The sequence below is a fragment of the Rhodococcus sp. Z6_132 genome (genome assembly GCF_058133635.1).
The window spans coordinates 1167722-1192230 of record NZ_JBYUNP010000002.1; the positions used below are offsets into that span (position 1 = coordinate 1167722).

Below are 24509 nucleotides of genomic sequence, written 5' to 3' on the forward strand. Positions count from 1 at the left end.
AGCGGGCGCCGGCCGTGAGCACTGGTCCGCTGCACGTGCTGCCGCCAGCGCGGTGGACCGCGCTGGCCGAGGGGCACGCCGCGCGGGCTGACGCCATGACCGCCGGGCACCGGGCCCGCCGCGCTGCCGGTGAGAAGCACGTGGTGGAGGACTTCCTCTACGACTACTACGGCACCCGGCCGACGCTGCTGCGCCGCTGGCACCCCGGCGCGGGAACCGGGCTGCGACCCGGTCTCGACCAGCAGCCGCCGCAGGCGCAGTGGCGCTGGTACGCCACCGACGCCGACGGAGTGGTCGCCCTCGACGTGGACGCGTACCTGGCCGACCGCGGCGAGGCGGTGCGGTTCATCCACCGCATCCTCAGCGCCACCGCGGCACGTCCGGCGTTCACCGGCTGCTTCGGCATGCACGAGTGGGCGATGACCTACCGCGGCGACGAGCACCGCCACCCCCTGCCCCTGCGGCTGGGCCAGGCGGGCACCGACGCGGTGGTGGAGTCCGCACCCGTGCGGTGCACCCACTTCGACGCGTTCCGCTTCTTCACCCCTGCGGCGGTACCGCTGAACCAGGTGCAGCTCAGCCGCGCCACCCAGGTGGAGCACGAGCAGCCCGGCTGCCTGCACGCGGCGATGGACTGCCACCGGTGGGTGCTCAAGCTGGGGCCCGCGGTGCCCGGCGAGCTGGCGCTGGACTGCTTCGCCCTGGCCGCGGACGTGCGCACCCTGGACATGCAGGCCTCGCCCTACGACCTGTCCTCCTACGGGCTGTCCGCCGTGCCGGTGGAGACCCCCGAGGGCAAGGCGCAGTACGTCGCTCGGCAGCGGGAGTTCGCACACCGCTCGACCGCGCTGCGTCATCGTCTCATCGCGGTCTGTGACGCCTTGTTGACCGTCCGTGAGCGAGTCGCCTGACCAGTCCGCCACCGCGCGAACGCATCCGAACGTTGCGCGTGCTCCCCTCGCGCACCGGCCCTGAACTGCCCCAACGTGGTTAGTAGGGTGTGCCGAACCCCCCACCAACCGCAGGAGGCTCTTCCGTGGCTCGCCACCGCGACAATTCCAAGCGACGCAGCGTGAGCCGTGGCCCGATCATCGCCCTGGGCGTGATCGTGGTGCTGGTGCTCGGTGTGGTCGGGTGGAGGTCGGTCGGCGACCGCATCGACGACCAGCGCGCCTCGGCCGAGGACGCCTGCGTCAGTGGTGAGACGGTGCTGACCGTCGCCGCCGACCTGGCCGTCACCCCCGCGCTGACCGAGCTGGCCACCCGCTACACCGACAGCAACCAGGTGGTGCGCGACCACTGCGTCCGGGTGCAGGTGCACGCCGCGGCCGACGACGAGGTGCTCGCCGGTCTGCAGGGCGAGTGGGACGCCACCCGGTCGGGCCCACCACCGGCGGCGTGGGTGGCCAAGGACAGCTCCTGGACGGCCGAGCTCGCCGCGGCAAAGCCTGCACTGCTGGGCAAGTCCCGCTCCGTGGCCACCAGCCCGGTGCTGCTGGCGGTGCCGCAGCCGGCCGCGCAGGCCATGACCACCGCGGGCGTGAGCTGGGCCGACCTGCCCCGGCTGCAGGGCGCACAGGGCTGGGCCGGCTACGGCCACCCCGAGTGGGGCACCACCACCATCGCCCTGCCCACCGGCAACGACAGCAGCACCGCCACCGCGCTCGCCGTGCAGGGCGTGGTCACCGCCGCCACCGGCACCGCCGCGGTGACCACCGAGACCCTCGCCCGCCCCGAGGCACAGGAGGCCCTGCGCCTGCTGCGCGCCGCGGGTGCGCAGCCGGGCAGCACCGCCACTGCTCTCACCACGATCCGCGGTCTCGGCTCCGTGGCGGGCAGTCCGTACCAGGCAGTGCCCGCCACCGAGCAGCAGATCTACGCCGCCGCGCAGCAGCCCGGCAGCACCGCGCTCGCCGGTGTCATCCTCGCCGGCGCCACCCCGGTGGCCGACTACCCCTACGTCGGGGTGAAGGCCGCCTGGGTGGACGAGACCCAGAGCCGGGCCGCCGAGGCCTTCGGCGAGTACCTCGGACAGCCGGAGCAGCAGCAGACCCTGGCCGCGGCCGGCTTCCGGGCCGGCGACGCCACGCCGCCCAGCAGCGACGCGGTGTCCTTCGCCCCGCTGACCACCACCCTGCCCGCGCCCGATGCCGCGACCGGCACCGCGCTGCGCACGCTGCTCGCCACCCCCGCACCGGCCTCCCCGCCGGTCGCCCCGGCCGCCGCACCCGCCGCCACCACACCCGCGGCAGCGACCACCGTGCTGCTGGACATCTCTCGCACCATGGCGGCCAGGGAGGGCGACCGCACCCGGCTGACCGCGGTCACCGAGGCACTGCGCGGGCGGATCGGCCAGCTGCCGGAGACCAGCCGGCTCTCGTTGTGGACCTTCTCCGGCAACCTAGACCGGGGAGCCCCCTACCGGGTGGACGTGCCCATCGGCACGCTCGGCGCCCCGGACAGCGAGCTGCGGCGCCAGCTCGACGGCACCCTCGGCGCGCTGAGTCCCCGCACCAGCACCTCGCTGTACTTCTCCGTCGGTGACGCCTACCAGGCAGCGGTGCGGGCCCACGTCCCGGAGCAGGCCACCTCCCTGCTGGTGGTCACCGGTGGCCGCGACGACGGGCGCGCCACCCTGCGCCAGCTGCTCGCCAAGATCGACGCCGCCAAGGACCCCGCCCGGCCGGTGCGCATCGACGTCGTGGCCGTCGGCGACAACCCCGACCTGGCCGCGCTCACCGAGATCACCGCGCGCACCGGCGGCACCGTGGTCCGCTCGTCCGCAGCCGAGCTGCCGGGCGCCCTCGCCCCGCTGATGGGCTGACCGGCCACGCTCACCGCGACCGGCCGCAGGAGCCGGCTGAGCGCTCGGCCGCTAGCTGCTGAACGCTCGTGCCCTAGCTGCTGAACGCAGAGATCGGCGGGCAGGAGCAGACCAGGTTCCGGTCGCCGTAGGCCCCGTCGATGCGCCGCACCGGCGGCCACACCTTGGGCCGCGGACGCGCCCCGGCGCCGGCGAGCTGCTGGGCCGGGAACACCGCGGTGGCCCGGTCGTAGGGGTGCTCCCACTCCCCCACCAGGCACTGCGCGGTGTGCGGGGCGCCGCGCAGCGGGTTGTCGTCCACCGGCCACTCGCCCGAGCCCACCCGGTCGATCTCCCTGCGGATGGCGATCATGGTGTCGCAGAACTGGTCGATCTCGTCCAGGTTCTCGCTCTCGGTGGGCTCCACCATCAGCGTGCCGGCCACCGGGAAGCTCATGGTGGGCGCGTGGAAGCCGTAGTCGGCCAAGCGCTTTGCCACGTCGTCCACGGTCACGCCGGTCGCCTTGGTGAGGGGACGCAGGTCCAGGATGCACTCGTGGGCCACCATCGCGTGCTCACCGGTGTAGAGCACCGGGAAGTGCTCGTCCAGGCGCCGGGCCACGTAGTTGGCGGCCGCCACGGCGGTCAGCGTGGCGCGCCGCAGGCCGTCCGCGCCCATCATCCGGATGTACGCCCAGGAGATCGGCAGGATCGACGCCGAGCCCCAGGGTGCGGCGGAGATCGCCGCCCCGGAGCCCAGGCCAGGAGCGTCCGGGTGGCCGGGCAGGAAGGGCGTCAGGTGTGCGCGCACCCCGACGGGGCCGACGCCCGGGCCACCGCCACCGTGCGGGATGCAGAAGGTCTTGTGCAGGTTCAGGTGGCTGACGTCGGCGCCGAAGCGGCCGGGTCGGGCCAGGCCCACCAGCGCGTTGAGGTTGGCGCCGTCCACGTAGACCTGGCCGCCGTGGTCGTGCACCACCGCGCAGATCTCCCGGATGGCGTGCTCGTAGACGCCGTGGGTGGAGGGGTAGGTGACCATGATCGCGGCCAGGTTCTCCGCGTGCTGCTCAGCCTTGGCGCGCAGGTCGGCCAGGTCCACGTCGCCGTCGGCGCTGCAGGCCACCACCACCACGCGCATGCCGGCCATCACCGCCGAGGCGGCGTTGGTGCCGTGCGCCGAGGACGGGATCAGGCAGACGTCGCGCTGCGTCTCGCCGCGGCTGTGGTGATAGGCCCGGATGGCCAGCAGGCCGGCGTACTCACCCTGGCTGCCCGCGTTGGGCTGCAGGCTGACGGCGTCGTAGCCGGTGATGTCCACCAGCCACTGCTCCAGCTGGCGGACGATCTCCAGCAGCCCCGCCGCGTCGGACTGCGGCGCGAAGGGGTGCAGGCGGGAGAACTCCGGCCAGGTGATCGGCTCCATCTCCGCGGTGGCGTTGAGCTTCATGGTGCAGCTGCCCAGCGGGATCATGCTGCGGTCCAGGGCCACGTCCTTGTCGGAGAGCTCGCGCAGGTAGCGCAGCATCGCCGTCTCGGAGTGGTAGCTGGTGAACGCCGGGTGGGTGAGGTACTCGCTGGTGCGCAGCAGCCCGGCGGGCAGCGCGTCCACCGCGACGGCGTCCAGCCCGGCCAGGTCGGGCGCGTCCACGCCGAAGGCGCGCAGCACCGCGACCAGGTGCTGGGGGGTGGTGGCCTCGTCACAGGCGATGCCCACGTGGTCGGCGTCCACCCGGCGCAGCGTGATGCCGGCCGTGCGGGCGGCGGCCACCACCGCGTCGGCGGTGCCGGGCACCTGGGCCAGCACGGTGTCGAAGAACGCCTCGTGCACCACGGTCACCCCGCCGGCGCGCAGGCCCTGGGCCAGCACCGTGGCGCAGCGGTGCACCCGGGTGGCGATGGCCCGCAGCCCGTCGGCACCGTGGTAGCTGGCGTACATCGCGGCGACCACGGCCAGCAGCACCTGTGCGGTGCAGATGTTGGAGGTGGCCTTCTCCCGACGGATGTGCTGCTCGCGCGTCTGCAGCGCCAGCCGGTAGGCCGAGGCTCCGTCGGCGTCGCGCGACACCCCGACCAGGCGCCCGGGCAGCTGGCGGGCCAGCCCCTGGCGCACGGCCAGGTAGCCGGCGTGCGGGCCGCCGTAGCCCATCGGCACGCCGAAGCGCTGGCTGGTGCCCAGGCAGGCGTCGGCCCCCTGCTCCCCGGGCGGGGTGAGCAGGGTCAGCGCCAGCAGGTCGGCGGCCACGGCCACCAGCGCGCCCCGCTCGTGCGCGGCGGTGATCAGGGGGGTGTGGTCGAGCACCCGGCCGGAGGCACCCGGCAGCTGCAGCAGCACGCCGAAGAACTCCCCGTCCGGCAGCCCGGCGGTGGCGGCGTCCACCTCGACCAGCTCGATGCCCAGCGGCTCGGCGCGGGTGGCCAGCACCGCCTTGGTCTGTGGCAGCACGTCGGCGTCCACCACGAACCGCGGGGAGCGGGACTTGCCCGCGCGACGCAGCAGGGTCATCGCCTCGGCGGCCGCGGTGGCCTCGTCCAGCATGGAGGAGTTGGCCAGCTCCATGCCGGTGAGGTCGGTGACCATGGTCTGGAAGTTCAGCAGCGCCTCGAGCCGGCCCTGGCTGATCTCCGGCTGGTAGGGCGTGTACGCGGTGTACCAGGCGGGGTTCTCCACCACGTTGCGCAGGATGACCGGCGGGGTGAGCGTGTCGTGGTAGCCCAGCCCGATCATCGAGGTGGTCACCGTGTTGCGTCGCGCCAGCTCGGCCAGCTCGGCCAGCGCCTCGTGCTCCGAGGCCGCCGGGGGCAGGGTCTGCAGGCCGGCGCCGGCGGGCTCCAGGATGCTGGCCGGCACCGCGGCCGCGGCCAGGGCGTCCAGGGACTCCACGCCGATGACCTCGAGCATCCGGGCCAGCGACGGGGCGTCCGGGCCGACGTGACGGTCAGCGAAAGTGCGCGCCGCCCGGCTCAGCGCCGGGGGAACCAGCCCCGCGGTGGGTGGCACGGCAGCGACGCCGTTGGTGGCGAGCGAGTGGTTCACGAGGACCTCCGGCAAGGGGCAGCACGAGCACAGGACCCCTCCCCCTCTGTCGTCGTGCCCGCAGGGGCGCCTGAGAGATTCACCCGGCAGCGCTGCCGGGCTTTCCCCGTGGGCGGGTGGTTGACCACCGCTTTCCAGAGGCGTCGTAGCCCGCGCGGTCCTGGCTGCCTGAGAGGTTGACGGGGAGGTGCTGCTCCTTCGGCGTCCGGGTTGCCGAGCCGTTGGCCGTGGCCGTGGCACTGCACCCGAAGCTCTCCCGCGCGACGTCGACGCGGGGGAAGTCTAGCCCGTCTTGCGGCTGCCGCGATCCTTGCGGCGCGAGGCGAGCTCGTCCTCGGGGGCGGACTCCACCTGGCCGCCGTCGGCGCGCTCGGCGGGGAAGTCGGCGATGGTGCCGCTGAGCTCACGCATCGCACCGCTGACGGCGATGCCGAACACGCCCTGACCGCCCTGCAGCAGGTCCACGACCTCCTCGGCGGAGGTGCACTCGTAGACGGTGGTGCCGTCGGAGAACAGCGTGATCTTGGCCAGGTCGGCCACGCCACGACGACGCAGGTGGTCGACGGCGACGCGGATGTTCTGCAGGGAGACCCCGGTGTCCAGCAGCCGCTTGACCACCTTGAGCACCAGGATGTCCTTGAAGGAGTACAACCGCTGGCTGCCGGAGCCGGCCGCGCCGCGGATGGAGGGCACCACCAGGGAGGTGCGGGCCCAGTAGTCCAGCTGGCGATAGGTGATGCCGGCGATCTGGCAGGCGATGGGCACGCGGTAGCCGACCAGCTCGTCGGGCAGGGAGTCGTCAGGGAACAGGCCGTCCTGGCCGTCCCCGCCACCGCTGGCCATCAGGCCGGGTCCATCTACCACGGACAATCTCCCTACTTGCTTGCCCAGTCTGACACGTCGCGGAGAAACGGGCCAGAGCAGACAACGTCCATCGGCGGGTGAATCCCACCGATGTCATTCACGTTGACGGTAGGGGTGGGCGAAAGCCGGGTCAACGCGACGCGCGGCAGGGTGAACCTTGACTTGAGGGTGAGATCGAATCGAGACCCGACGGCCCTGTCAGGAGGGGCTCAGCTGTCGCCGGCGCCGAAGTCCTCGGGGGAGACCGAGTCCAGGAACTCCTTGAACTTCTCCACCTCGTCCTCCTGCTCGTCCGGGATGAGCAGGCCGGCCTCGCTGAGCACGGCCTCGTCGGCGTGGATCGGCACCCCGCTGCGCAGGGCCAGCGCGATCGAGTCCGACGGTCGCGCCGAGACGTGCAGGTCGCCGTCGAAGACCAGCTCGGCGAAGTAGGTGCCGTCCTGGATGTCGGTGATCCGGACCTGCTCCAGCTCGCGGCCCAGGGCGCCGATCACGTCCTTCATCAGGTCGTGGGTCATGGGGCGCGCAGGCTTGACCCCCTGCTGCTCGAGCGCGATGGCCGCAGCCTCGCCCTGACCGATCCAGATGGGCAGGTAGCGGTCACCCTCGGACTCCCGCAGCAACAGGATGGGCTGGTTGGCCGGGAGCTCTACCCGGATACCGACGACCCGCATCTCACCCACCGTGACCGCCTTCCGACTGACTCTCTCGCTCCAGCGGGACAACGCCCGGAGCGTGTTTCACCGTCAGTGTTGACGCTACACGGGCGGGTTTGGCTTTGCCGCTCGCACGTGGCCGAGGCCGTCCGTTGATCGGCCACAGCGCCAAACGTCTTGCGCGCTAACGGCCCAGCGCGTCGCGCAGGGCGACCTTGACCAACATCGCGTGCACCGTGACCGACAGCGAGGTGAGCTCGCGAACCAGCTCGTCCGCGCGGGCGCTGGCCCCGGAGTCACGCTGGCGAGCCACCGGGGCGGCGACCTGCGCGAGCAGTCCCGCCTCCCGCTCTGCCGAGGCCCGGAAGGCCCGCAGGTGCCGCGGCTCGATGCCGTGCGCAGCCAGTGCCTGCGCGGCCTTGGCCAGCTCGACGGAGTCGGCGTCGTAGAAGCCGGCCGACCCGGTGCGCAGCACGCCGCCACGCTGCAGCTCGTCCAGCACCTCCGGCTCCAGGCCGGACTGCGCCAGCAGCTCCTCACGGGTGATGCGCACCTCGTGCGTGCCGGACTCGCGCTGGACCAGGGCGTCGGTGGCCCCGGCCGAGGCGTCGGCCAGCGACAGCGGGCGCGAGGAGCGCAGCGGGTGCGCGGGCACCATGCCCTTGTCCATCGCGTCGAGCTGCTCCTTGATCACCTTCAGCGGCAGGTAGTGGTCCCGCTGAGCAGTGAGCACGAACCGCAGGCGCTCGCAGTCGGCACGCGAGAACTGGCGGTACCCCGCCGGCGTGCGCTGCGGGGTGACCAGTCCCTCCGACTCGAGGAAGCGGATCTTGGAGATGGTGACGTCAGGGAAGTCCGGCCGGAGCTCGTCGAGGACGACTCCGATGGACACTCCCCCGCGCTGCGCGCGCCCGGCTGCGGTCACTGTCCGTCTGCGCCGGCTGACTGCTCAGCGTCTGCGGCGTGGCGCGGTCCGGCCAGGAAGACCAGGCGGAACTTGCCGATCTGCACCTCGTCGCCGTTGGCCAGCACCGCGGAGTCCACCGGCTCGCGGTTGACGTAGGTGCCGTTCAGGCTGCCCACGTCGACGACCACGAAGTCGCTGCCGTCCTGGCGGAACTCGGCGTGCCGGCGAGAGACCGTCACGTCGTCGAGGAAGATGTCGCTGTCCGGGTGGCGCCCGGCCGAGGTCATCGGCTGGTCGAGCAGGAACCGAGAGCCGGCGTTGGGGCCACGCTTGACCACCAGCAACGCGGAACCGGCCGGCAGGGAGTCGAGCCCGGCCACCGACGGCTCGGCCGAGCCGGTGCCCGACGCGCCCTCCATCTCGACCAGGAAGTCGGCGCGGAACACCGAGGTGGTTTCCGGCGATCCCGCCGCGTGCTCGCCGGGCTCGTTGCTCTGACTCACCTGTTCTCCTTCTCGTGTGCGGCCCGCCAGTGACTGAGGAGCGTGCACTGACCGTACCGTGATCTCTTGCCGTGGACACCACCACCGGGACTGCTCCGCTGGTGCGCGTCCGGGTTGGACGCCTCCCTGGGGAGCGGGACGAGCGTGGTGCGCTCAGTCCCCGGAGGTCAGCGCCCGGTAGCCGTCGGCGTCCAGCATCGCGGCCAGCGCCTCGTCCAGGTCGGCGGCGGTGGCCACGTCCAGGTCCACCAGCCAGCCGGCCCCGTAGGGATCGGTGTTGACCACCGCGGTGTCCTCGTCCAGCGCGTCGTTGCGCGCGGAGACGGTGCCGGTCAGCGGGGTGAAGACGTCGGAGACGCTCTTGGTGGACTCGATCTCGCCGATCGCGGTGCCGGCGGCGTGCTCGGAGCCCACGTCGGGCAGCTGCACGAAGACCACGTCACCCAGCTGGGCCTGTGCGAAGTCGGTGATGCCGACGCGGGCGGTGGTGTCGCCGGTGCGCAGCACCCACTCGTGCTCGGCGGTGTAGCGACGATCGGTCGGTACCTGCTCATCGGACACTGGCGATCGACTCCTGCTTCCGGGGACCGGGGACGGACGGGCCTGGGCTGCACCCCGCACCGATGGCCAGATTACCTGCGCGCCCAGGGGTTCCCGCCACCAGGAGGGCGGGGCCCTTGCCGCCGGCCCGCGCGGCTCACCGACCGGCCGGGCGGGCGTGCTGCGCGACCTTGGGCGTGCGCAGGGCGTCCACCAGCACCTGGGGCGGCTGCTCCACCGCCACGCCTCCCCCGGCCCGGGCGACGGTGTCGATCACCCCACCAGGGATGTTCAGCGCCGCGGCCAGGGTGGGCGCGTCGCCGATGGCCGTGACCCGGTAGGGCGCGCTCAGCGTGCTGCCGTCCACCCGCAGCGCACCGGCGGTGCCGGTGACGGCGGTGTCCATGCCCACCCGCACCGCGCCGCCGTCGGCGCCGCTCACCTGGATGGCCTCGGCCCCCGCCGCCCGCAGCTCCTGCACCACGTCCAGCAGGACCTCCGGACCCACCCGGGCCTGGGGGTCGCGCACCGTGAGCACCACTCCGGGGCCGCTGGCTGCGGCGGTGCCCACCAGCACCGCCAGCGCCTGCGCCCTGGCCCGGGCCTCGGCCAGCGCCGACGCCGAGCCCTGCCCGAAGCTCTGCTGCGCGGCGATGCTGTCCTGCAGCTGGGTGATCTCCCCGCGCAGGGTGGCCTCGCGCTGGTGCAACGTGTCGAGCAGGACCACCAGGTCGCTGGGGCGGGCGGTGTCCAGCGAGTCGCCGGAGGCGGTGTCGCGCACCTGGGTGGCGATGGCCAGGCCCAGCCCGGCGCAGAGCGCGCAGACCAGCACCGAGGACAGCACCCGGGTGCGCCGCGGCACCACCGGGCTGGGCGGCTCTGCGGCCGGGCTCGCGTCGGCCGTCTCGGCCGTGTCGGCCGCGTCGGGCACCTCCGGCGCCTCGGGCACGGCTCAGACCCCGAACACGCTGCGTCGAATGGCTGCGGCGTTGCCGAAGATCCGGATGCCCAGCACCACCACCACGGCGGTGGACAGCTGCGTGCCCACCCCCAGCTGGTCGCCCAGGGCCACGATCAGCGCGGCGACCACCACGTTGAACACGAACGACACCACGAACACCTTGGCGTCGAAGATCTTGGCCAGTCGTGCGCGCAGCCCGCCGAACACCGCGTCCAGCGCGGCGATGACGGCGATGGGCAGGTAGGGCTGGAACAGGTCGGGGACCTCCGGCTGCAGCACCAGGCCCAGCACCACGCCGGCGACCAGCGCCAGCACGGCGATCATCGGGGCACCTGCGGGATCGCGAAGCGGGGCTCCACCGGGGTGGCGGCGGGCAGCTGCAGGGACTCGGCGGCGCGGACGTCGAAGCGGGTGCCGTAGGACCGGGACACCGCCGACATCGCCCGGTAGGCGTCGCTGACCACGAAGCCGGTCTGCAGCGCGTTGGGCCGGCCCACCGCCGCCACGGTGTAGGGCGCGGGCACCGGCTGGTTGTTCACCAGCATCGCCCCGCCCGCCTGGCGGATGGTGGAGCGCGGGTCCAGCCGCACCCCGCCCACGGCGACCGCCTCGGCTCCCGAGGCCCACAGGGCGTTGACCACCTGCTGCACGTCGCGGTCGAGGACGCTGCCGCGCGACAGGGCGCCGTTGCCGGCCTCGGCGTCGTCCAGGGTGATCTCCAGGCCGGGGCCGACCACCGCGGTCGCGCCGGCCGCGGTGGACAGGGCGCTGAGCTGGTCCAGGGCGGCGCGGCCCTCGGCGTTGCCGGTCAGCGCGCTGCGGCGGGCTGCCTCCGCCTGCGCCGACAGCGCAGCCTCGCGCTGGGTGAGCTCCTGCTGCGTGGTGCGCGCCTGGCGGACGTCGGCGGCCAGCCCGGTGCGGACCACGTCGGCGTCCGGGGCGCTGGAGGTCGCCTCAGCCGCCCCCACGCCCAGCACCAGCCCCACCAGCACGGCACCGCCCGCCAACCAGGTCCGGCGACGTCCTTGCCCGCGCGGCTGCTGGGCGGCAGCGGCGTAGCCGGGGTCGAGGTGGTCGGTCTGCAGGGCGGCGAGCAGCGACGGGACCGGGAAGCGCGGACCGCTCATGGACGCCAGGTCCAGGGCACCCGCGGCAGCTCGCGCAGCACCAGCCGCAGCTGCACCAGGTAGAGCACCCCGGCCCACAGGTACATCGCGGTGCCCCAGACGGTCAGCGCGTAGGCCAGTGGCCCCAGCACGGTGGCCAGCCAGGAGTCCATCTGGGCGATGAGCAGCCCGGGGAAGGCGTAGAGCAGGCAGAAGGTGGCGGCCTTGCCCAGGTAGTGCACCGGCAGCACGGTCAGCCCCCGGCTGCGCAGCGCCGGCACCGTGCACAGCAGCACCAGGTCACGCCCGACGATGAGCGCCGCCACCCACCAGGGCACCACGTCGCGCACCACGAAGGCGAAGAGGGTGGACAGCACGTACAGGCGGTCCGCGGCGGGATCCAGCAGGGCGCCGAGCTTGCTCGTCTGGTTGAGCACCCGGGCGAGCTTGCCGTCGAGGTAGTCGGTGGCGCCGCTGACCATCAGCACCACGATGGCCCAGCCGTCGGCCTGCGGGCCCAGCAGCAGGTACAGGAACAGGGGGACCCCGAGCAGGCGCAGCGTGCTCAGCGCGTTGGGCAGCGTCCACACGTGGTCCGAGGTGGGCGCCGCGTGCTCGGTGTCAGCGACGATGGCTGCTGCATCGTCGGCTGCCTCACCGGCTGCCTCGTGCCGCTCCACGCGTGTCCTCCCCCTGCCGACCAACGGCGGCCAGCCTGCCACAGCGCGCCGGCGCGCTCGGTCAGGGTCGTCTGACCAAGCGCTTGTTAGGGTTCCCGCATGACTCTGAGCAACCCCCTGGACTTCAGCGGCCGCAGCGTGGTGGTCACCGGTGGCACCAAGGGCATCGGGCGCACCATCGCCGAGACCTTCCTGGCCGCAGGCGCCCAGGTGCTGGTGTGCGGCCGCTCCGCACCGGAGACGCTGCCCGCCGCGGACGGCCGCGAGGCGCTCTTCCTGGCCACCGACGTGCGCGACCCTGCTGCCGTGGACGCCCTGCTGGCGCACGCGGTGGACCAGCTCGGCCGCGTGGACGTGCTGGTGAACAACGCCGGCGGCTCGCCCGACGCTGATGCCGCCACCGTCTCCCCGCGCTTCGTGGAGAAGATCGTGGCGCTGAACCTGCTGGCGCCGTTCTACGCCGCCCAGGCCGCCAACCGGGTGATGCAGGGCCAGGACAGCGGCGGCACCATCATCAACATCGGCAGCGTCTCCGCCCACGACCCGCAGCCGGGCACCGCCGCCTACTCCGCGGCCAAGGCCGGCCTGCTGGTGCTCAGCCGCGCGCTGGCGCTGGAGTGGGCGCCCAAGGTCCGCGTCAACCACGTCACCACCGGGCTCATCCGCACCGAGGCCGCGGCGGAGGTCTACGGCGCCGACGGCGGTGCCGCAGTGGCGCGGACCATCCCGATGCAGCGCATGGCGGTGCCTGCCGACGTGGCCCGCGCGTGCCTCTACCTCGCCGGGGACCTCTCCGACTACGTCACCGGTGCCGACCTGGCCGTGCACGGCGGCGGCGAGTACCCGGCCCGCTACGTCGCCACCCACCCCGCCGCGGCCGAGGACGCCCCCGCGGCACGGTGAACCCCGACGCCCGCGGCCGTCTCGGTGACTGGAACCACCACCGCTGCGCCCCGGACGCTGTGGCACGGTGCGGCTGGCAACCCGGTGTGCCCTGGCGCACACAGGCACGACGATAAGGTGTGTGTGATGACCGCTCCAGCTGACCTGCAGGCCTACGTGGCACAGGTGATGGGCAAGCTCACCGGTCCCGGCGGACCCTTCGAGATCGCCGAGGAGGACGTGCTCGGCACCCGGATGCCCGTGATCACCACCCGCAACCGGTCCCTTCCCGAGCTACTGGCCCAGGCCGAGAGCTACGGCGAGCGCGACTACCTGGTCACCGAGGACCGACACGTCTCCTTCGCCGAGCACGGCGCAGCGGTGCGGTCCCTGGCCCAGGAGCTGGCCGACACCTACGGCGTGGGCAAGGGCGACCGGGTGGCCATCCTGGGCGCCAACTCTCCGGAGTGGGTGGAGGCGTTCTGGGCGGTGGCCAGCCTCGGGGCGATCGCCGTGGGCTTCAACGCCTGGTGGACCCCGCCGGAGATCACCTTCGCCATCGGGCACAGCGAGCCCACCGTGATCCTGGTGGACCGCAAGCGCGCGCCGCTGCTGGAGCAGGCCGCCGTGTCCCTCCCCCCGCTGCCGGTGCTCGGCCTGGAGGACGACGTGCCGCGCCTGGCCGCCGCGCACCCCGACGCCGTCGCACCCGTGGTGGAGCTGGACGAGGACGACCCCGCCGTCATCCTCTACACCAGCGGCACCAGCGGACGACCCAAGGGCGTGGTGCACTCCCAGCGCAACCTGCTGGCCGTGGTCAGCTACCACCAGCTCAACGACGCCCTCCTCGCCGCCTTCGGCCAGACCGGGCCGGAGCCGCTGCGCTACCTGCTCACCTCGCCGCTGTTCCACATCGCGAGCCTGCACAACCTGGCCGTGCCGCGGCTGGGCACGGGCAGCGTGGTGGTCATGTACCAGGGCGCCTTCGACGTGGACCGGGTGCTCTCGCTCATCGAGCGCGAGCGCGTCACCAACTGGGGCGCGGTGCCCACCATGGCCAGCCGGCTGCTCGAGCAGGGTGACTTCACCAAGTACGACACCTCCTCGCTCACCGCGTTCGCGCTGGCCTCCGCGCCGTCCTCCATCGCGCTCAAGGACAAGCTGCGCAAGCACGTGCCGTTCGCCAAGGACGCCCTGGTGGACAGCTACGGCATGACGGAGAGCAGCACTGCCGCCACCGTGGCCACCGCCGCGGACCTGGCCGCCAACCCGGGAACCCTGGGTCGGCCGATCGTGACCGTGGCGCTGGAGATCCGCGACCCCTTCGGCGACCGCCTGCCCGACGGCGAGGAGGGCGAGGTGTGCGTCCGCAGCCCGTTCGTCATGCTCGGCTACTGGAACAACCCCGAGGCCACCGCCCAGGCCATCGACTCCGGTCGCTGGCTGCGGACGGGCGACATCGGCGTGTTCGAGAACGGCATGCTGCGGCTGACCACCCGCCGGTCGGACCTCATCCTGCGCGGCGGCGAGAACGTCTACCCCGTGGAGGTCGAGCAGTCCCTCGACGAGTGCCCGGGCGTGGTGGAGTGCGTGGTCTACGGCGTTCCGCACGCCGACCTGGGCCAGGAGGTGGCCGCCGTGGTGGTCACCGATCCGGCGAACCAGGTGACCGAGGACCAGCTGCGCACCTACGCCGAGGAGCACCTGGCCTACTACAAGCGCCCGGTGCGCTACCGGATCACCACGGATGCCTTGCCGCGCAACGCGACCGGCAAGATCATCCGGCGCGAGGTCACCGGCTGAGCGCTCCGCCGAGCCGGCACCACCGCTTGCACCGCCCGAGCCGCGCCAGTGCACAGACGTGCACCGGTGCGGCTCGTGGTCAATACTGGACCACCATGACCCAGCTGATGTTCCACGACCTGCACGGCGACCGCCTCGCCTACCGGATGGCCGGTACCGGCGAGACGCTCCTGCTGGTGCACGGCATGGCCGGCAGCTCGGCGACCTGGCGGTACCTGATTCCCGAGCTGAGCAAGCGCTACCGGGTGGTGGCCCCGGACATGCCCGGGCACGGTGAGTCAGACAAGCCGCGCGGCGACTACTCCCTGGGTGCGTACGCCGCCACGCTGCGTGACCTGCTCGACGCGCTGGACATCGACCGGGTCACCGTGATCGGGCAGTCCCTCGGCGGCGGGGTGGCGCTGCAGATGGCCTACCAGTACCCCGAGCGCTGCGAGCGCCTGGTGCTCATCTCCAGCGGTGGCCTGGGCCGGGAGGTCAGCTGGACGCTGCGGGTGCTGTCCACGCCGGGCTCGGAGCTGGTGCTGCCGCTGCTGGCCCCGCCGTTCGTCCGCGACGCCGGCAACACGATCCGCGGCTGGCTGGGACGCCGGGGGCTGCGCGCCGGCGCGGTCGAGGAGATGTGGAGCGCGTACGCGTCGCTGGCCGACGGCCCGTCCCGGCGGGCGTTCCTGCGCATCCTGCGCTCGGTGGTGGACCCCGGTGGTCAGGCGGTGAGCGCCACCAGCCGGCTCTACCTCAGCGCCCGGCTGCCCATGCAGCTGATCTGGGGCGACCACGACCCGATCATCCCGCTGTCGCACGGAGTGGCCACGCACGAGGCGATGCCCAGCTCGCGGCTGGCGGTGCTGCCCGGCATCGGCCACTTCCCGCACGTCGAGGCGCCGCAGGAGGTCGTCGAGATCATCGACACCTTCCTGCGGGAGACCAAGCCCGCGCAGCCCGAGACCGCCCGAGGTGAGTACCGGGCGCCGCACGCCGACGGGGTGGTCTCGACGCGCTAGCGTCCCTGTCCCGCCAGCTCCGGCACTCGCAGCGAGGCGAGCAGCAGCCGGCAGCCGTTGCGCAGGTCCTCCTCCGCCTGGGCGGCGTCCAGCTGACCGCTGAGGCTGGCCCGGACCACTCCGTACCACTGCTGGTTCACCATCCGCACGAGGGCGAGCTGCTCCTGGTTCGGCTCCTTCAGGTGCGCGGCCGAGAGGAGCGCGCGCCGGAACTCGTGATCGATCTTGTCCACGTCGGTCACCACGGCCGGGCCGGTGGTGATCACCGCCTGGATCATCGACGAGGCCAGCATCGGCTGGCTCATCAGCGCCCGCAGCGAGCGCACCAGCATGCGAGCCACCCGCTCCGCGGGGTCGTTGCTCTCGTCCAGCTGCGGGGCCTCGTTCATCCGCTCGATCTGGCCCGCCATCACCGCCACGAACAGGTGGTTCTTGGACGGGAAGTAGCGGTACAGGGTGCCGATGGCCACCCCAGCCCGCCGCGCGACCTCCGTCATCTGGACGCGCTCGAGCTCCTTCTCCGTACCCAGCTCCGACGCCGCCCTGAGCATCCGTCGGTACTTGGTGTGCTGCAGCACCGAGCTCGGCTCTGCCGGCGCACGCATCACGGCGATCCTGGCCACTGACCCACCCCCTCCCCACTCCTCGAGCCGCTGCGCTGCACCGACCCGCTCCCCTGTGACGACAATCATCGACAGGTGTCGGGTGCCGCCGCGCGCTGCAGTTCCGCTGAGTAAGACTTTCTGTGCTGCACCCCACACTCGGAGGCGCCACCGACCCGCTGTCCTCCTCTCCCATCCAGTGAGACGCGCGTCCGACATCACCGCCCCCGGCCCTACCGTCAGGTGCGAGACCATCGCTCGGTGCCGCGGGCAGCACGCCCGGCCGGCTCGAGCACGCGCCGCACAGCGACGGCACATCCCGACACCACCCGAGGAGCACGGTGACCGACACAAGCACCATCGACGCAGCCAAGTACGGACCCTGGGCAGTCATCGCAGGCGGCTCGGAAGGCGTCGGATCCTCCTTTGCCGAGCAGCTCGCCGCCGCGGGGATCAACCTCGTCCTGCTGGCCCGCAAGCCCGGCCCGCTGGAGGAGACCGCGGAGAAGGTCCGCGCCCTGGGCGTGGAGGTGCGCACCCTCTCGGTCGACCTCATCGCCCCCGGCGCGGTGGAGCAGATCCGCGCCGTCACCGACCCGCTCGAGGTCGGCCTGTTCATCTTCAACGCCGGCGCCAACACCTACGCCAACGAGTTCGTCACTGCCGACCTCACCAAGGTCCAGGAGGTCATCGACCTCAACATCACCCGCCAGCTCGAGCTATCCCAGCACTTCGGCGCCCTGATGAAGGAGCGCGGCCGCGGCGGCATCATCCTGCTCGGCTCGATGGCCGGCTACCTCGGCACCGAGATGATCGGCATCTACGCCGCCGCCAAGGCGTTCAGCCGGGTCTTCGCCGAGGGCCTGTGGCTGGAGCTCAAGGCTCACGACGTGGACGTGCTGCACCTGGTGCTGGGTGTCACCCGCACCCCGTCCATGGAGCGTCACGGCCTGAAGATGGACCTGCCCGGTCTGGACGTGGCCGCCCCGGCCGACGTGGCCGCCGAGGGCCTGGCCCGCATCACCGAGGGCCCGGTGTGGGTCGCCGGTGGCGAGGCCAACTTCACCAACGCGAAGAAGCGCCTCGGCTTCCCCCGCGGCCCCATGGTGGAGGCCAGCGCCAAGGCCTCCCGCAAGATGATGGGCTTCGACGAGTAGCACCCGCGCCCGCTGCGACGAGCCCGCCCCCGGTCACCGACCGGGGGCGGGCTCGTTGCTACTCGAGGTCGTGGTGGGTGGTGCGCAGGCCGACCACGGAGAGCAGGCCGGCCACCAGCACGAACCCGGAGCAGGTGAGGAACGCGGCGCCGAAACCCTCGGCCAGGGCCGGAACGCGCTCGGTGCCGGCGCCGTCGGTCACCCGGGTGGAGACCAGCACCAGCACCGCCAGCCCGATCGCCCCACCCATCTGCTGCACCACGTTGACCACGGCCGAGGCGGCCCCGGCGTCGCGGGTGTCCACCCGCGTCACCGCCGACATGGTCAGCGGGATCATCATCAGGCTGAAGCCGGCGGCGATGAGGATCATCGGCCCGAGCAGGTCGCGCACGTAGCCTGCGTCCACCGGCATGCGTGACGCCCAGGCGAACCCGATGGCCATCACCACCGAGCCCGGCCCGATGATCCACCGGGGACTCACCCGTGAGGTGAGCGCCGAGGTCAGCTGTGAGGCCAGGCCGGAGGCGACGGCGAACGGCAGGAAGGCGATACCGGTCTTCAGGGCCGAGTAGCCCAGCACCTCCTGCACGTAGCGGCTGAGGAAGTACGCCATGGCGAACAGCGAGGCACCGGTGATGAAGGTGGCCAGGTAGGTGACCGCGCGGTCCTTGTCGGTGAACAGCCGCAGCGGCACCAACGGGTTCTCCGTGCGGGCCTCCAGCACCACGAAGACCGCCACCAGCACCACTCCCGCCACGATCCACGGCCAGCCGCTGCCGCCGGCGGTGAACCCGTAGACCAGCGCGGAGAAGCCGGCGGTGGCGGTGATCGCGCCACGCAGGTCGAAGCTGGACCGGTCGGGGCGAGTGGTCGGCAGCGCTCGCGGAGCGAGCACCAGCACCAGCAGGCCCACCGGCACGTTGATGAAGAACGTCCACCGCCAGGAGATGTCGGTGAGCACTCCACCCAGCAGCAGTCCTGCGGCCGAGCCCACCCCGGTCATCGCGGCGTAGACGCCGAACGCCTTGTTGCGCACCGGCCCCGGCGCGAAGGTGGTGGACACCAGCGCCAGCGCGGTGGGCGAGGCCACCGCGGCCCCGGCGCCCTGCAGGACCCGGGCGGCGATCATCGACCACTCGCTCCACGCGCAGGCGCCCAGCAGCGAGGCCAGGGTGAACACCGCGATGCCGACGATGAACATCCGCCGCCGGCCCAGCGCGTCGCCGGAGCGCCCGCCCAGCAGCAGCAGGCCGCCGAAGGCCAGCGCGTAGCCGTTGACCACCCAGGACAGGTTGGCGTCGGAGAGCCGGATGGCGGGGTCGTCCTGCAGGTGCGGCAGCGCGATGTTCACGATGCTGCCGTCGAGCACGAGCATCAGCTGCACGGCGCCGAGGATGACGATGGCCAGGCCGAAGACCGAGGTGGCGAGCGGGCGCTGCGGCTGCTCCTCGGCGGCGACGGGGCCGGTGACCGGCGGGGCGGACTCAGACATCGCCGCCACCGCCCAGGCCCGCAACCGCACCGATCACAATTATCGCCGGGGGGCGGATGTCGCGAGCGTCGGTGGCCGCGCGGGCCAGGCTGGTGCACACCACCCGCTCGGTGCGGGTGGTGCCCTCCTGGATGATCCGCACCGGGGTGTCGCCGGCGCGGCCGTGGGCCATCAGCACCTCGGCGAACTGCGCCAGCCGCTTCACCGCCATGAGCAGCACCAGCGTGCCGCTCAGCCGGCCCAGCGCCGGCCAGTCCACCAGGCTGCGCGGATCGTCCGGCGCCACGTGCCCGGAGACCACCACCACCTCGTGCGCGACCCCCCGGTGGGTGACCGGCACGCCGGCGGCGGCAGGAACCGCGAACGCGCTGGTGAGGCCGGGCACCACCGTCACCGGCACGCCGGCCTCGGTGCACGCGAGCAGCTCCTCGTAGCCGCGGCCGAACAGGTAGGGATCGCCGCCCTTGAGCCGGACCACGAACTTGCCCGCCCGCGCCCGGTCGATCAGCACGGCGTTGATGTCCTCCTGGGCCATGGCCCGCCCGTAGGGCACCTTGGCCGCGTCGATCACCTCGACGTCCGCCCCCAGCTCCTGCAACAGGTCGGTGGCCCCGAGCCGGTCGGTGACCACCACGTCCGCCTGCCCCAGCAGCCGTCGGCCGCGCACGGTGAGCAGCTCGGGGTCGCCCGGACCGCTGCCCACCAGCGCCACGCCGACGGGGCGTTCCGGCGCGGTCTCGGTGAGCATGCCCCGCTGCAGCGCCCGCCGGATGGCCGACACCGCGGCCGAGGAGCGGCGCGGGTGCCCGCCGGAGAGCACCCCGACCATCAGCCCGTCGTGCTCGGTGGTCGCTGGGGTGACGGCGGAGCCACGGGCGGCGTCGTCCGCCCGGACGCAGAACACCCGCCGCCGCTCCGACTCCGCCACCACGGCCGCGTTCACCGCAGGCTCGTCGGTGCAGGCCAGCACGTACCAGGCGTCGTCCAGGTCGCTGACCTGGAAGCTCCTGCGCTCCCAGCGCAGCTGGCCGGTGTCGGCCATCGCCTGCACCGTCGGAGTGGCTGCCGGCGCCACCACCACCACGTCGGCGTCCACGGCCAGCAACCGGACGAGGCGACGCTGAGCCACCGTCCCGGCACCGACGACGACCACGCGGCGGCCGCGCAGGTCCAGACCGGCCAGGTAGTAGGTTCCGGCGGGCTCAGCCACGGGCTTCCGCGCTGCTCACAGTCGACTCCTCGGTCACGGACGGCGCGGTGAACCGTCGCAGTCTGGTCATCATTCCGGCTACCGACAGACCCGTCAAAGACCCGGGCGCCCAACGTGTCGAGGGCCACAGCCCTCAGTCCTGCAGCACCGCGCGCGGCTCGGCGAAGTGGCAGGCACTGGGGTGCCCGGTGCGGTCCACCAGGGCCGGCACCTCGGTGGCGCAGATGTCCTGGGCCTTCCAGCAGCGCGTGCGGAACCGACACCCCGACGGCGGGTTCACCGGGCTGGGTGGGTCGCCCACCAGCCGGATCACCGTCTTGCGCTCCCGCGCGGCGGGGTCGGGCACGGGCACGGCCGAGAGCAGCGCCTGGGTGTACGGGTGCGAGGCCTGCTCGTAGATCTCGGCGTCCGTGCCGACCTCGGCGATCTTGCCCAGGTACATCACCGCCACGCGGTCGGAGAGGTGCCGCACCACGGAGAGGTCGTGGGCGATGAACAGGTAGGACAGCCCGAAGTCGTGCTTGAGGTCGCCCAGCAGGTTCATCACCTGCGCCTGGATGGAGACGTCCAGCGCAGAGACCGGCTCGTCACAGATGATCAGGTCCGGCTTGAGCGCCAGCGAGCGGGCGATGCCGATGCGCTGGCGCTGGCCGCCGGAGAACTGGTGCGGGTAGCGGTTGATGTACTCCGGGTTGAGGCCCACCACGTCCAGCAGGTCCTGCACGGCCTTGCGGCGCGAGCTCTTCGGGGCCACCTCGGGGTGGATCTCGAAGGGCTCGCCGATGATGTCGCCCACCGTCATGCGGGGGTTGAGCGAGGTGTAGGGGTCCTGGAAGACCATCTGCACCTTGCGCCGCATCCGCCGCAGGCCGGCGCCGGAGAGCTTGAGGATGTCCTCGCCCTCGAAGAGCACCTCGCCGGCGGTGGCCGGCTCCAGCCGCATGAGCACCTTGGCCAGGGTGGACTTGCCGCAGCCGGACTCCCCCACCACGCCCAGGGTCTCGCCGTGGTCCAGGGTGAAGCTCACACCGTCGACGGCGTGCACCTGGCCCACCGCTCGCTTGAGCAGCACGCCCTGGGTGACCGGGTAGTGCTTGACGAGGTCGCGCACCTCCAGCAGCGGCGTGCCGGAGCTGGCGGGCTTGGTCAGGTCAGCCATGGTGGACCACGTCCTTGCCCTGGTAGAGGTCGTCGGCGAACAGGCACGCGCTCGAGCGCACCTCGCCCAGGGTGATCAGCGGGGGAACCTGCCGGGTGCACACGTCCTGCGCCATCGGGCAGCGCGGGTGGAACGCGCAGCCCGGCGGGACACGCATCAGGTTCGGTGGCAGCCCGGCGATGCTCCGCAGCTTCTGGCCCTTGAGGTCGACCCGCGGGATCGACTCCAGCAGCGACACGGTGTACGGGTGGCAGGGGTTGGCGTAGAGGTCGTGCACCTCCGCCTGCTCCACGATGCGCCCGGCGTACATCACCGCGATCTTGTCGGCGACGTCGGCGACCACGCCGAGGTCGTGGGTGATGAGGATGAGCCCCATCTGGCGCTCGGCCTGGATCTCCTTGAGCAGGTCCATGATCTGGGCCTGCACGGTGACGTCCAGGGCGGTGGTGGGCTCGTCGGCGATGAGCAGCTCGGGGTCCAGGGCCAGCGACATCGCGATCATCACCCGCTGGCGCATCCCGCCGGAGAACTGGTGCGGGTACTCCTTCACGCGCCCCTTGGCGTTGGGGATCTTCACCTGGTCCAGCAGCTCCACGGCGCGGGCCGTGGCGTCCTTGCGGCTCATCCCGCGCCGCACCCGGAACTGCTCGGCGATCTGGAAGCCGACGCTGAACACCGGGTTGAGGGCGGACAGGGCGTCCTGGAAGACCATCGCGATGCCCTCACCGCGGATGAGGCGGCGCTGCTCGTCGGTCATGGCCAGCAGGTCCTCGCCCTTGAACCGCACCTGGCCGCCGGTGATGGCACCCGGTGGCTGGTCCAGGATGCCCATCACCGTCTGTGCGGTGACGCTCTTGCCCGAGCCGGACTCGCCGAGCACCGCGAGGGTCTCCCCCGACCGGACGTCGTAGGACACGCCGTTGAGCACCTTGGCCACGCCGTCGCGGGTGCGGAACTCCACGTGCAGGTCGTCCACCTCCAGCAGGGCCGGGGAGCGGAAGGTGCCGTCGGGCAGGTACGGGTGCAGCGGGTCGGCAGCGGTCGAGCCGGGCACCGCGCTGGTGCCCGGGGCAGCCGTGGCCTTGCCGGAGGTGACCGAGGAGGTGCCTGCCGCGGTGGCGGCCGGCCCGGTGTTGGTCGGCTCGGTGGCAGTCGGGTCGGGGGTGCCCTGGTCGGGGCGCTTGCGGTGGAAGAACACGACTCTCCTAACGGAGCTTCGGGTCGAGGGCCTGGCGCACCGCGTCACCGAGCATCACGAAGGCGAGCACGGTGATGGACAGGAAGCCGGCCGGGAAGAGCAGGGCGAAGGGAGCCGTGCGCAGGTAGGTCTGGGCGTCGCTGATCATCACGCCCCAGGAGACGACGGGGGCGTGCAGGCCGATGCCCAGGTAGGACAGGGTGGCCTCCGCACCGATGAACGCACCCAGGGAGATGGTGGCGTACACCAGCGTCGGGGCCAGGCAGTTGGGCAGCAGGTGGCGGAAGATGATCCGCCTGGTGCCGGCGCCCATGGAGCGGGCGGCCACCACGTAGTCGGCCTGCTTGGCCTGCATCATCGACGAGCGCATCACGCGGGTGGGCACCGGCCAGCCGAGCAGGATCAACGACCCGATCACCAGCGCCACGATGCCCACGGTGGAGGACACCGTGAACGTGGTGAGCACCACGATGGCGCCGAGCACGAAGGGGATGCCCAGGAAGATGTCGGCGATCCGGGAGAGCAGGGCGTCGAGCCAGCCGCCGTAGTAGGCCGCCACGATGCCCACCGCCACGCCCACCAGGGTGGTCCCCAGGGTGGCCAGCACGCCCACGATCAGCGAGTACCGCGCACCGTAGATGCAGCGCGCCAGCACGTCGTGGCCCTGCACGTCGGTGCCGAACCAGTGCGCCGAGGACGGGCCCAGGTTGCTCTGGCTCAGGTCGGCCGCCTGCGGGTCGACGTTGGTGAACAACCCCGGCCACAGCGACATCAGCAGCATCACCAGGATGATCACCGCGGAGACCAGGAACAGCGGGCTGCGGCGCAGGTCGCGCCAGGCGTCGGAGCCCAGGCTGCCCACCCGTTCCACCGGCGCCGTGCCGGCCGCGTCCTTGCCCGTCGGCTGGGGGTCGGCGGGGGCGGCGCCCGTGCCCACCTGGCTGGCGCCGAGCTGGGGTTCACTCATAACGGATCCTTGGGTCGAGTAGTCCGTACAGCACGTCCACCAGCAGGCTCATCAGCAGGTACACCAGCACCAGCACCACCACCAGGCCGGTCACCGTGGCGCCCTCCTTGACCTGGATGGCGCGGTAGACCTGGCGGCCGATGCCGTTGATGTTGAAGATGCCCTCGGTGACGATGGCACCGCCCATCAGCGCGCCGAAATCGGTGCCGAAGAACGTCACCACCGGGATCAGCGAGTTGCGCAGCAGGTGCACGCCGATCACCCGGCGCTGGGGCAGGCCCTTGGCGACGGCGGTGCGCACGTAGTCCGCCCGGCGGTTCTCCACGATCGAGGTGCGGGTGATGCGGGTGGCGTAGGCCAGCGAGAGGCTCGCCAGCACGAAGGCCGGCATGATCAGCTCGTTCCACGGGGCCTTCGGCGAGACGGTCGGGTTGACCACGCCCCACTTGACGCCCAGCAGGTACTGCAGCACGAAGCCGGTGACGAACACCGGCAGCGAGATCAGCAGCAGGGTGGAGATGAGCACCAGGTTGTCGAAGAAGCCCTTGCGGCCCAGGCCGGTGAGCACGCCGGCCGCGATGCCGATCACGATCTCGATGACCAGCGCCAGCAGCGCCAGCCGGATGGTGATCGGGTACGAGGTCGAGATGATCTGGCTGATCGGCACGCCCGAGAAGGTGCTGCCGAAGTCACCCTGCAACAGGTTGCCCAGGTACTTGAAGTACTGGACGAAGATGTTGTCGTTCAGGTTGTACTTCTCGGTCATCTCGTTGATGAACGACTGCGGGCAGGCCCGCTGGCCGCACTTGCCGGCGAAGGGGTCACCGGGCACTGCGTAGACGAGGCAGTAGATGAGGAACGTCGTGCCCAGGAACACCGGGATCATCTGCAGCAGACGTCGAAGGATGTAGCGGCCCATGGGGATCTCCGAGTTGGCTCTGACTGGCCACGCGCACCACAGGCCGGCCACCCAGCAGGGTG

The 24509-nt window shown here is 72.3% G+C and carries 22 protein-coding genes, 1 pseudogene and 1 riboswitch; of the genes and pseudogenes, 6 read left to right on the forward strand and 17 right to left on the reverse strand.

What is annotated here, in order from left to right; all coding sequences use genetic code 11:
• The first annotated feature begins 14 nt into the window (after positions 1-14).
• Positions 15-911, forward strand: coding sequence for a 3-methyladenine DNA glycosylase (locus tag AC3YO9_RS12210; RefSeq protein WP_489983332.1), 897 nt, complete (start codon positions 15-17; stop codon positions 909-911).
• 161 nt (positions 912-1072) lie between these two features.
• Positions 1073-2824 (forward strand): substrate-binding domain-containing protein, encoded by a 1752-nt coding sequence (locus AC3YO9_RS12215; RefSeq protein WP_489983333.1) that lies wholly within the window; start codon positions 1073-1075, stop codon positions 2822-2824.
• Positions 2825-2897: 73 nt separating this feature from the next.
• On the opposite strand, the gene gcvP is transcribed toward AC3YO9_RS12215, so the two are convergent.
• From gcvP to clsA, 10 genes and pseudogenes are all read right to left on the reverse strand, one after another.
• On the reverse strand, positions 2898-5702 hold the full coding sequence (gene gcvP, locus AC3YO9_RS12220) for an aminomethyl-transferring glycine dehydrogenase (RefSeq protein WP_489983478.1): 2805 nt from the start codon (positions 5700-5702) through the stop codon (positions 2898-2900).
• A 280-nt stretch (positions 5703-5982) separates the two neighbouring features.
• A riboswitch (glycine riboswitch) is annotated at positions 5983-6106 on the reverse strand.
• A gap of 13 nt (positions 6107-6119) precedes the next feature.
• Positions 6120-6659: pseudogene (locus tag AC3YO9_RS12225) on the reverse strand (MerR family transcriptional regulator); the annotation flags it as partial.
• Between the two features lie 251 nt (positions 6660-6910).
• A complete protein-coding gene (locus AC3YO9_RS12230) occupies positions 6911-7384 on the reverse strand; it encodes a bifunctional nuclease family protein (RefSeq protein ID WP_127782775.1) in 474 nt (157 codons plus the stop codon).
• A gap of 157 nt (positions 7385-7541) precedes the next feature.
• Complete coding sequence (ftsR, locus tag AC3YO9_RS12235) at positions 7542-8282, reverse strand: transcriptional regulator FtsR (RefSeq protein WP_489983334.1); 741 nt, start codon at positions 8280-8282, stop codon at positions 7542-7544.
• Positions 8279-8767: a glycogen accumulation regulator GarA gene (gene garA / locus AC3YO9_RS12240; RefSeq protein WP_241249820.1), complete on the reverse strand. Its 489-nt coding sequence runs from the start codon at positions 8765-8767 to the stop codon at positions 8279-8281. Before garA ends, ftsR begins: the two co-directional genes overlap by 4 nt.
• A 153-nt stretch (positions 8768-8920) precedes the next feature.
• A complete protein-coding gene (gene gcvH, locus AC3YO9_RS12245; RefSeq protein ID WP_127782773.1) occupies positions 8921-9328 on the reverse strand; it encodes a glycine cleavage system protein GcvH in 408 nt (135 codons plus the stop codon).
• A 136-nt stretch (positions 9329-9464) separates the two neighbouring features.
• Positions 9465-10256, reverse strand: coding sequence for a DUF881 domain-containing protein (locus tag AC3YO9_RS12250; protein ID WP_489983335.1), 792 nt, complete (start codon positions 10254-10256; stop codon positions 9465-9467).
• A gap of 3 nt (positions 10257-10259) precedes the next feature.
• On the reverse strand, positions 10260-10592 hold the full coding sequence (locus tag AC3YO9_RS12255; RefSeq protein ID WP_127782772.1) for a small basic family protein: 333 nt from the start codon (positions 10590-10592) through the stop codon (positions 10260-10262).
• Positions 10589-11395, reverse strand: coding sequence for a DUF881 domain-containing protein (locus AC3YO9_RS12260; protein ID WP_489983336.1), 807 nt, complete (start codon positions 11393-11395; stop codon positions 10589-10591). The genes AC3YO9_RS12255 and AC3YO9_RS12260 overlap by 4 nt, the downstream gene beginning before the upstream one ends.
• Positions 11392-12054, reverse strand: coding sequence for a cardiolipin synthase ClsA (gene clsA, locus AC3YO9_RS12265; protein ID WP_489983337.1), 663 nt, complete (start codon positions 12052-12054; stop codon positions 11392-11394). Before clsA ends, AC3YO9_RS12260 begins: the two co-directional genes overlap by 4 nt.
• Positions 12055-12153: 99 nt before the next feature.
• On the opposite strand from clsA, the gene AC3YO9_RS12270 reads away from it, so the two are divergent.
• The 3 genes from AC3YO9_RS12270 (at position 12154) to AC3YO9_RS12280 (ending at position 15743) form a co-directional block, all read left to right on the forward strand.
• Positions 12154-12957, forward strand: coding sequence for an SDR family oxidoreductase (locus tag AC3YO9_RS12270; RefSeq protein WP_489983338.1), 804 nt, complete (start codon positions 12154-12156; stop codon positions 12955-12957).
• 126 nt (positions 12958-13083) lie between these two features.
• On the forward strand, positions 13084-14739 hold the full coding sequence (gene casG / locus AC3YO9_RS12275) for a steroid-24-oyl-CoA synthetase (protein ID WP_489983339.1): 1656 nt from the start codon (positions 13084-13086) through the stop codon (positions 14737-14739).
• Between the two features lie 95 nt (positions 14740-14834).
• Positions 14835-15743: an alpha/beta fold hydrolase gene (locus tag AC3YO9_RS12280; RefSeq protein ID WP_127782768.1), complete on the forward strand. Its 909-nt coding sequence runs from the start codon at positions 14835-14837 to the stop codon at positions 15741-15743.
• Here AC3YO9_RS12280 and AC3YO9_RS12285 read toward each other — a convergent pair.
• Positions 15740-16348, reverse strand: coding sequence for a TetR/AcrR family transcriptional regulator (locus AC3YO9_RS12285; protein ID WP_241249819.1), 609 nt, complete (start codon positions 16346-16348; stop codon positions 15740-15742). The genes AC3YO9_RS12280 and AC3YO9_RS12285 overlap by 4 nt on opposite strands.
• Positions 16349-16686: 338 nt before the next feature.
• Here AC3YO9_RS12285 and AC3YO9_RS12290 point away from each other — a divergent pair, with 338 nt between their 5' ends.
• Positions 16687-17502 carry an SDR family NAD(P)-dependent oxidoreductase gene (locus AC3YO9_RS12290; protein WP_127782766.1) on the forward strand — a complete coding sequence of 272 codons (816 nt, stop codon included), beginning with the start codon at positions 16687-16689 and terminating at the stop codon, positions 17500-17502.
• Positions 17503-17560: 58 nt separating this feature from the next.
• On the opposite strand, the gene AC3YO9_RS12295 is transcribed toward AC3YO9_RS12290, so the two are convergent.
• The 6 genes from AC3YO9_RS12295 to AC3YO9_RS12320 all read right to left on the reverse strand — a co-directional run bounded on the left by AC3YO9_RS12295 (position 17561) and on the right by AC3YO9_RS12320 (position 24447).
• The gene (locus AC3YO9_RS12295) at positions 17561-18994 is read right to left on the reverse strand and encodes an MFS transporter (RefSeq protein ID WP_127782765.1); all 1434 of its coding nucleotides are present in this window, start codon (positions 18992-18994) and stop codon (positions 17561-17563) included.
• Positions 18987-20204, reverse strand: coding sequence for a uroporphyrinogen-III C-methyltransferase (cobA, locus tag AC3YO9_RS12300; RefSeq protein ID WP_489983340.1), 1218 nt, complete (start codon positions 20202-20204; stop codon positions 18987-18989). The genes AC3YO9_RS12295 and cobA overlap by 8 nt, the downstream gene beginning before the upstream one ends.
• Positions 20205-20337: 133 nt before the next feature.
• Positions 20338-21363, reverse strand: a complete 1026-nt coding sequence (locus AC3YO9_RS12305; RefSeq protein ID WP_127782763.1) for an ABC transporter ATP-binding protein — start codon at positions 21361-21363, stop codon at positions 20338-20340.
• The gene (locus AC3YO9_RS12310) at positions 21356-22561 is read right to left on the reverse strand and encodes an ABC transporter ATP-binding protein (protein WP_489983341.1); all 1206 of its coding nucleotides are present in this window, start codon (positions 22559-22561) and stop codon (positions 21356-21358) included. The genes AC3YO9_RS12305 and AC3YO9_RS12310 overlap by 8 nt, the downstream gene beginning before the upstream one ends.
• 7 nt (positions 22562-22568) lie before the next feature.
• Positions 22569-23528 (reverse strand): ABC transporter permease, encoded by a 960-nt coding sequence (locus tag AC3YO9_RS12315; RefSeq protein WP_127782762.1) that lies wholly within the window; start codon positions 23526-23528, stop codon positions 22569-22571.
• Positions 23521-24447, reverse strand: coding sequence for an ABC transporter permease (locus tag AC3YO9_RS12320; protein ID WP_489983342.1), 927 nt, complete (start codon positions 24445-24447; stop codon positions 23521-23523). The genes AC3YO9_RS12315 and AC3YO9_RS12320 overlap by 8 nt, the downstream gene beginning before the upstream one ends.
• Positions 24448-24509 lie beyond the last annotated feature (62 nt).

Excerpts from the sequence above, each read along its gene's own strand:
- AC3YO9_RS12260 (WP_489983336.1), bottom strand. The coding sequence starts at position 11,395 with ATGAGCGGTCCGCGCTTCCCGGTCCCGTCGCTGCTCGCCGCCCTGCAG.
- AC3YO9_RS12305 (WP_127782763.1), bottom strand. The coding sequence starts at position 21,363 with ATGGCTGACCTGACCAAGCCCGCCAGCTCCGGCACGCCGCTGCTGGAG.
- AC3YO9_RS12320 (WP_489983342.1), bottom strand. The coding sequence starts at position 24,447 with ATGGGCCGCTACATCCTTCGACGTCTGCTGCAGATGATCCCGGTGTTC.
- AC3YO9_RS12280 (WP_127782768.1), top strand. The coding sequence starts at position 14,835 with ATGACCCAGCTGATGTTCCACGACCTGCACGGCGACCGCCTCGCCTAC.
- AC3YO9_RS12315 (WP_127782762.1), bottom strand. The coding sequence starts at position 23,528 with ATGAGTGAACCCCAGCTCGGCGCCAGCCAGGTGGGCACGGGCGCCGCC.
- gcvP (WP_489983478.1), bottom strand. The coding sequence starts at position 5,702 with ATGCTCGAGGTCATCGGCGTGGAGTCCCTGGACGCCCTGGCCGCGGCC.
- AC3YO9_RS12270 (WP_489983338.1), top strand. The coding sequence starts at position 12,154 with ATGACTCTGAGCAACCCCCTGGACTTCAGCGGCCGCAGCGTGGTGGTC.
- casG (WP_489983339.1), top strand. The coding sequence starts at position 13,084 with ATGACCGCTCCAGCTGACCTGCAGGCCTACGTGGCACAGGTGATGGGC.
- AC3YO9_RS12285 (WP_241249819.1), bottom strand. The coding sequence starts at position 16,348 with ATGCGTGCGCCGGCAGAGCCGAGCTCGGTGCTGCAGCACACCAAGTAC.
- AC3YO9_RS12295 (WP_127782765.1), bottom strand. The coding sequence starts at position 18,994 with ATGTCTGAGTCCGCCCCGCCGGTCACCGGCCCCGTCGCCGCCGAGGAG.
- AC3YO9_RS12255 (WP_127782772.1), bottom strand. The coding sequence starts at position 10,592 with ATGATCGCCGTGCTGGCGCTGGTCGCCGGCGTGGTGCTGGGCCTGGTG.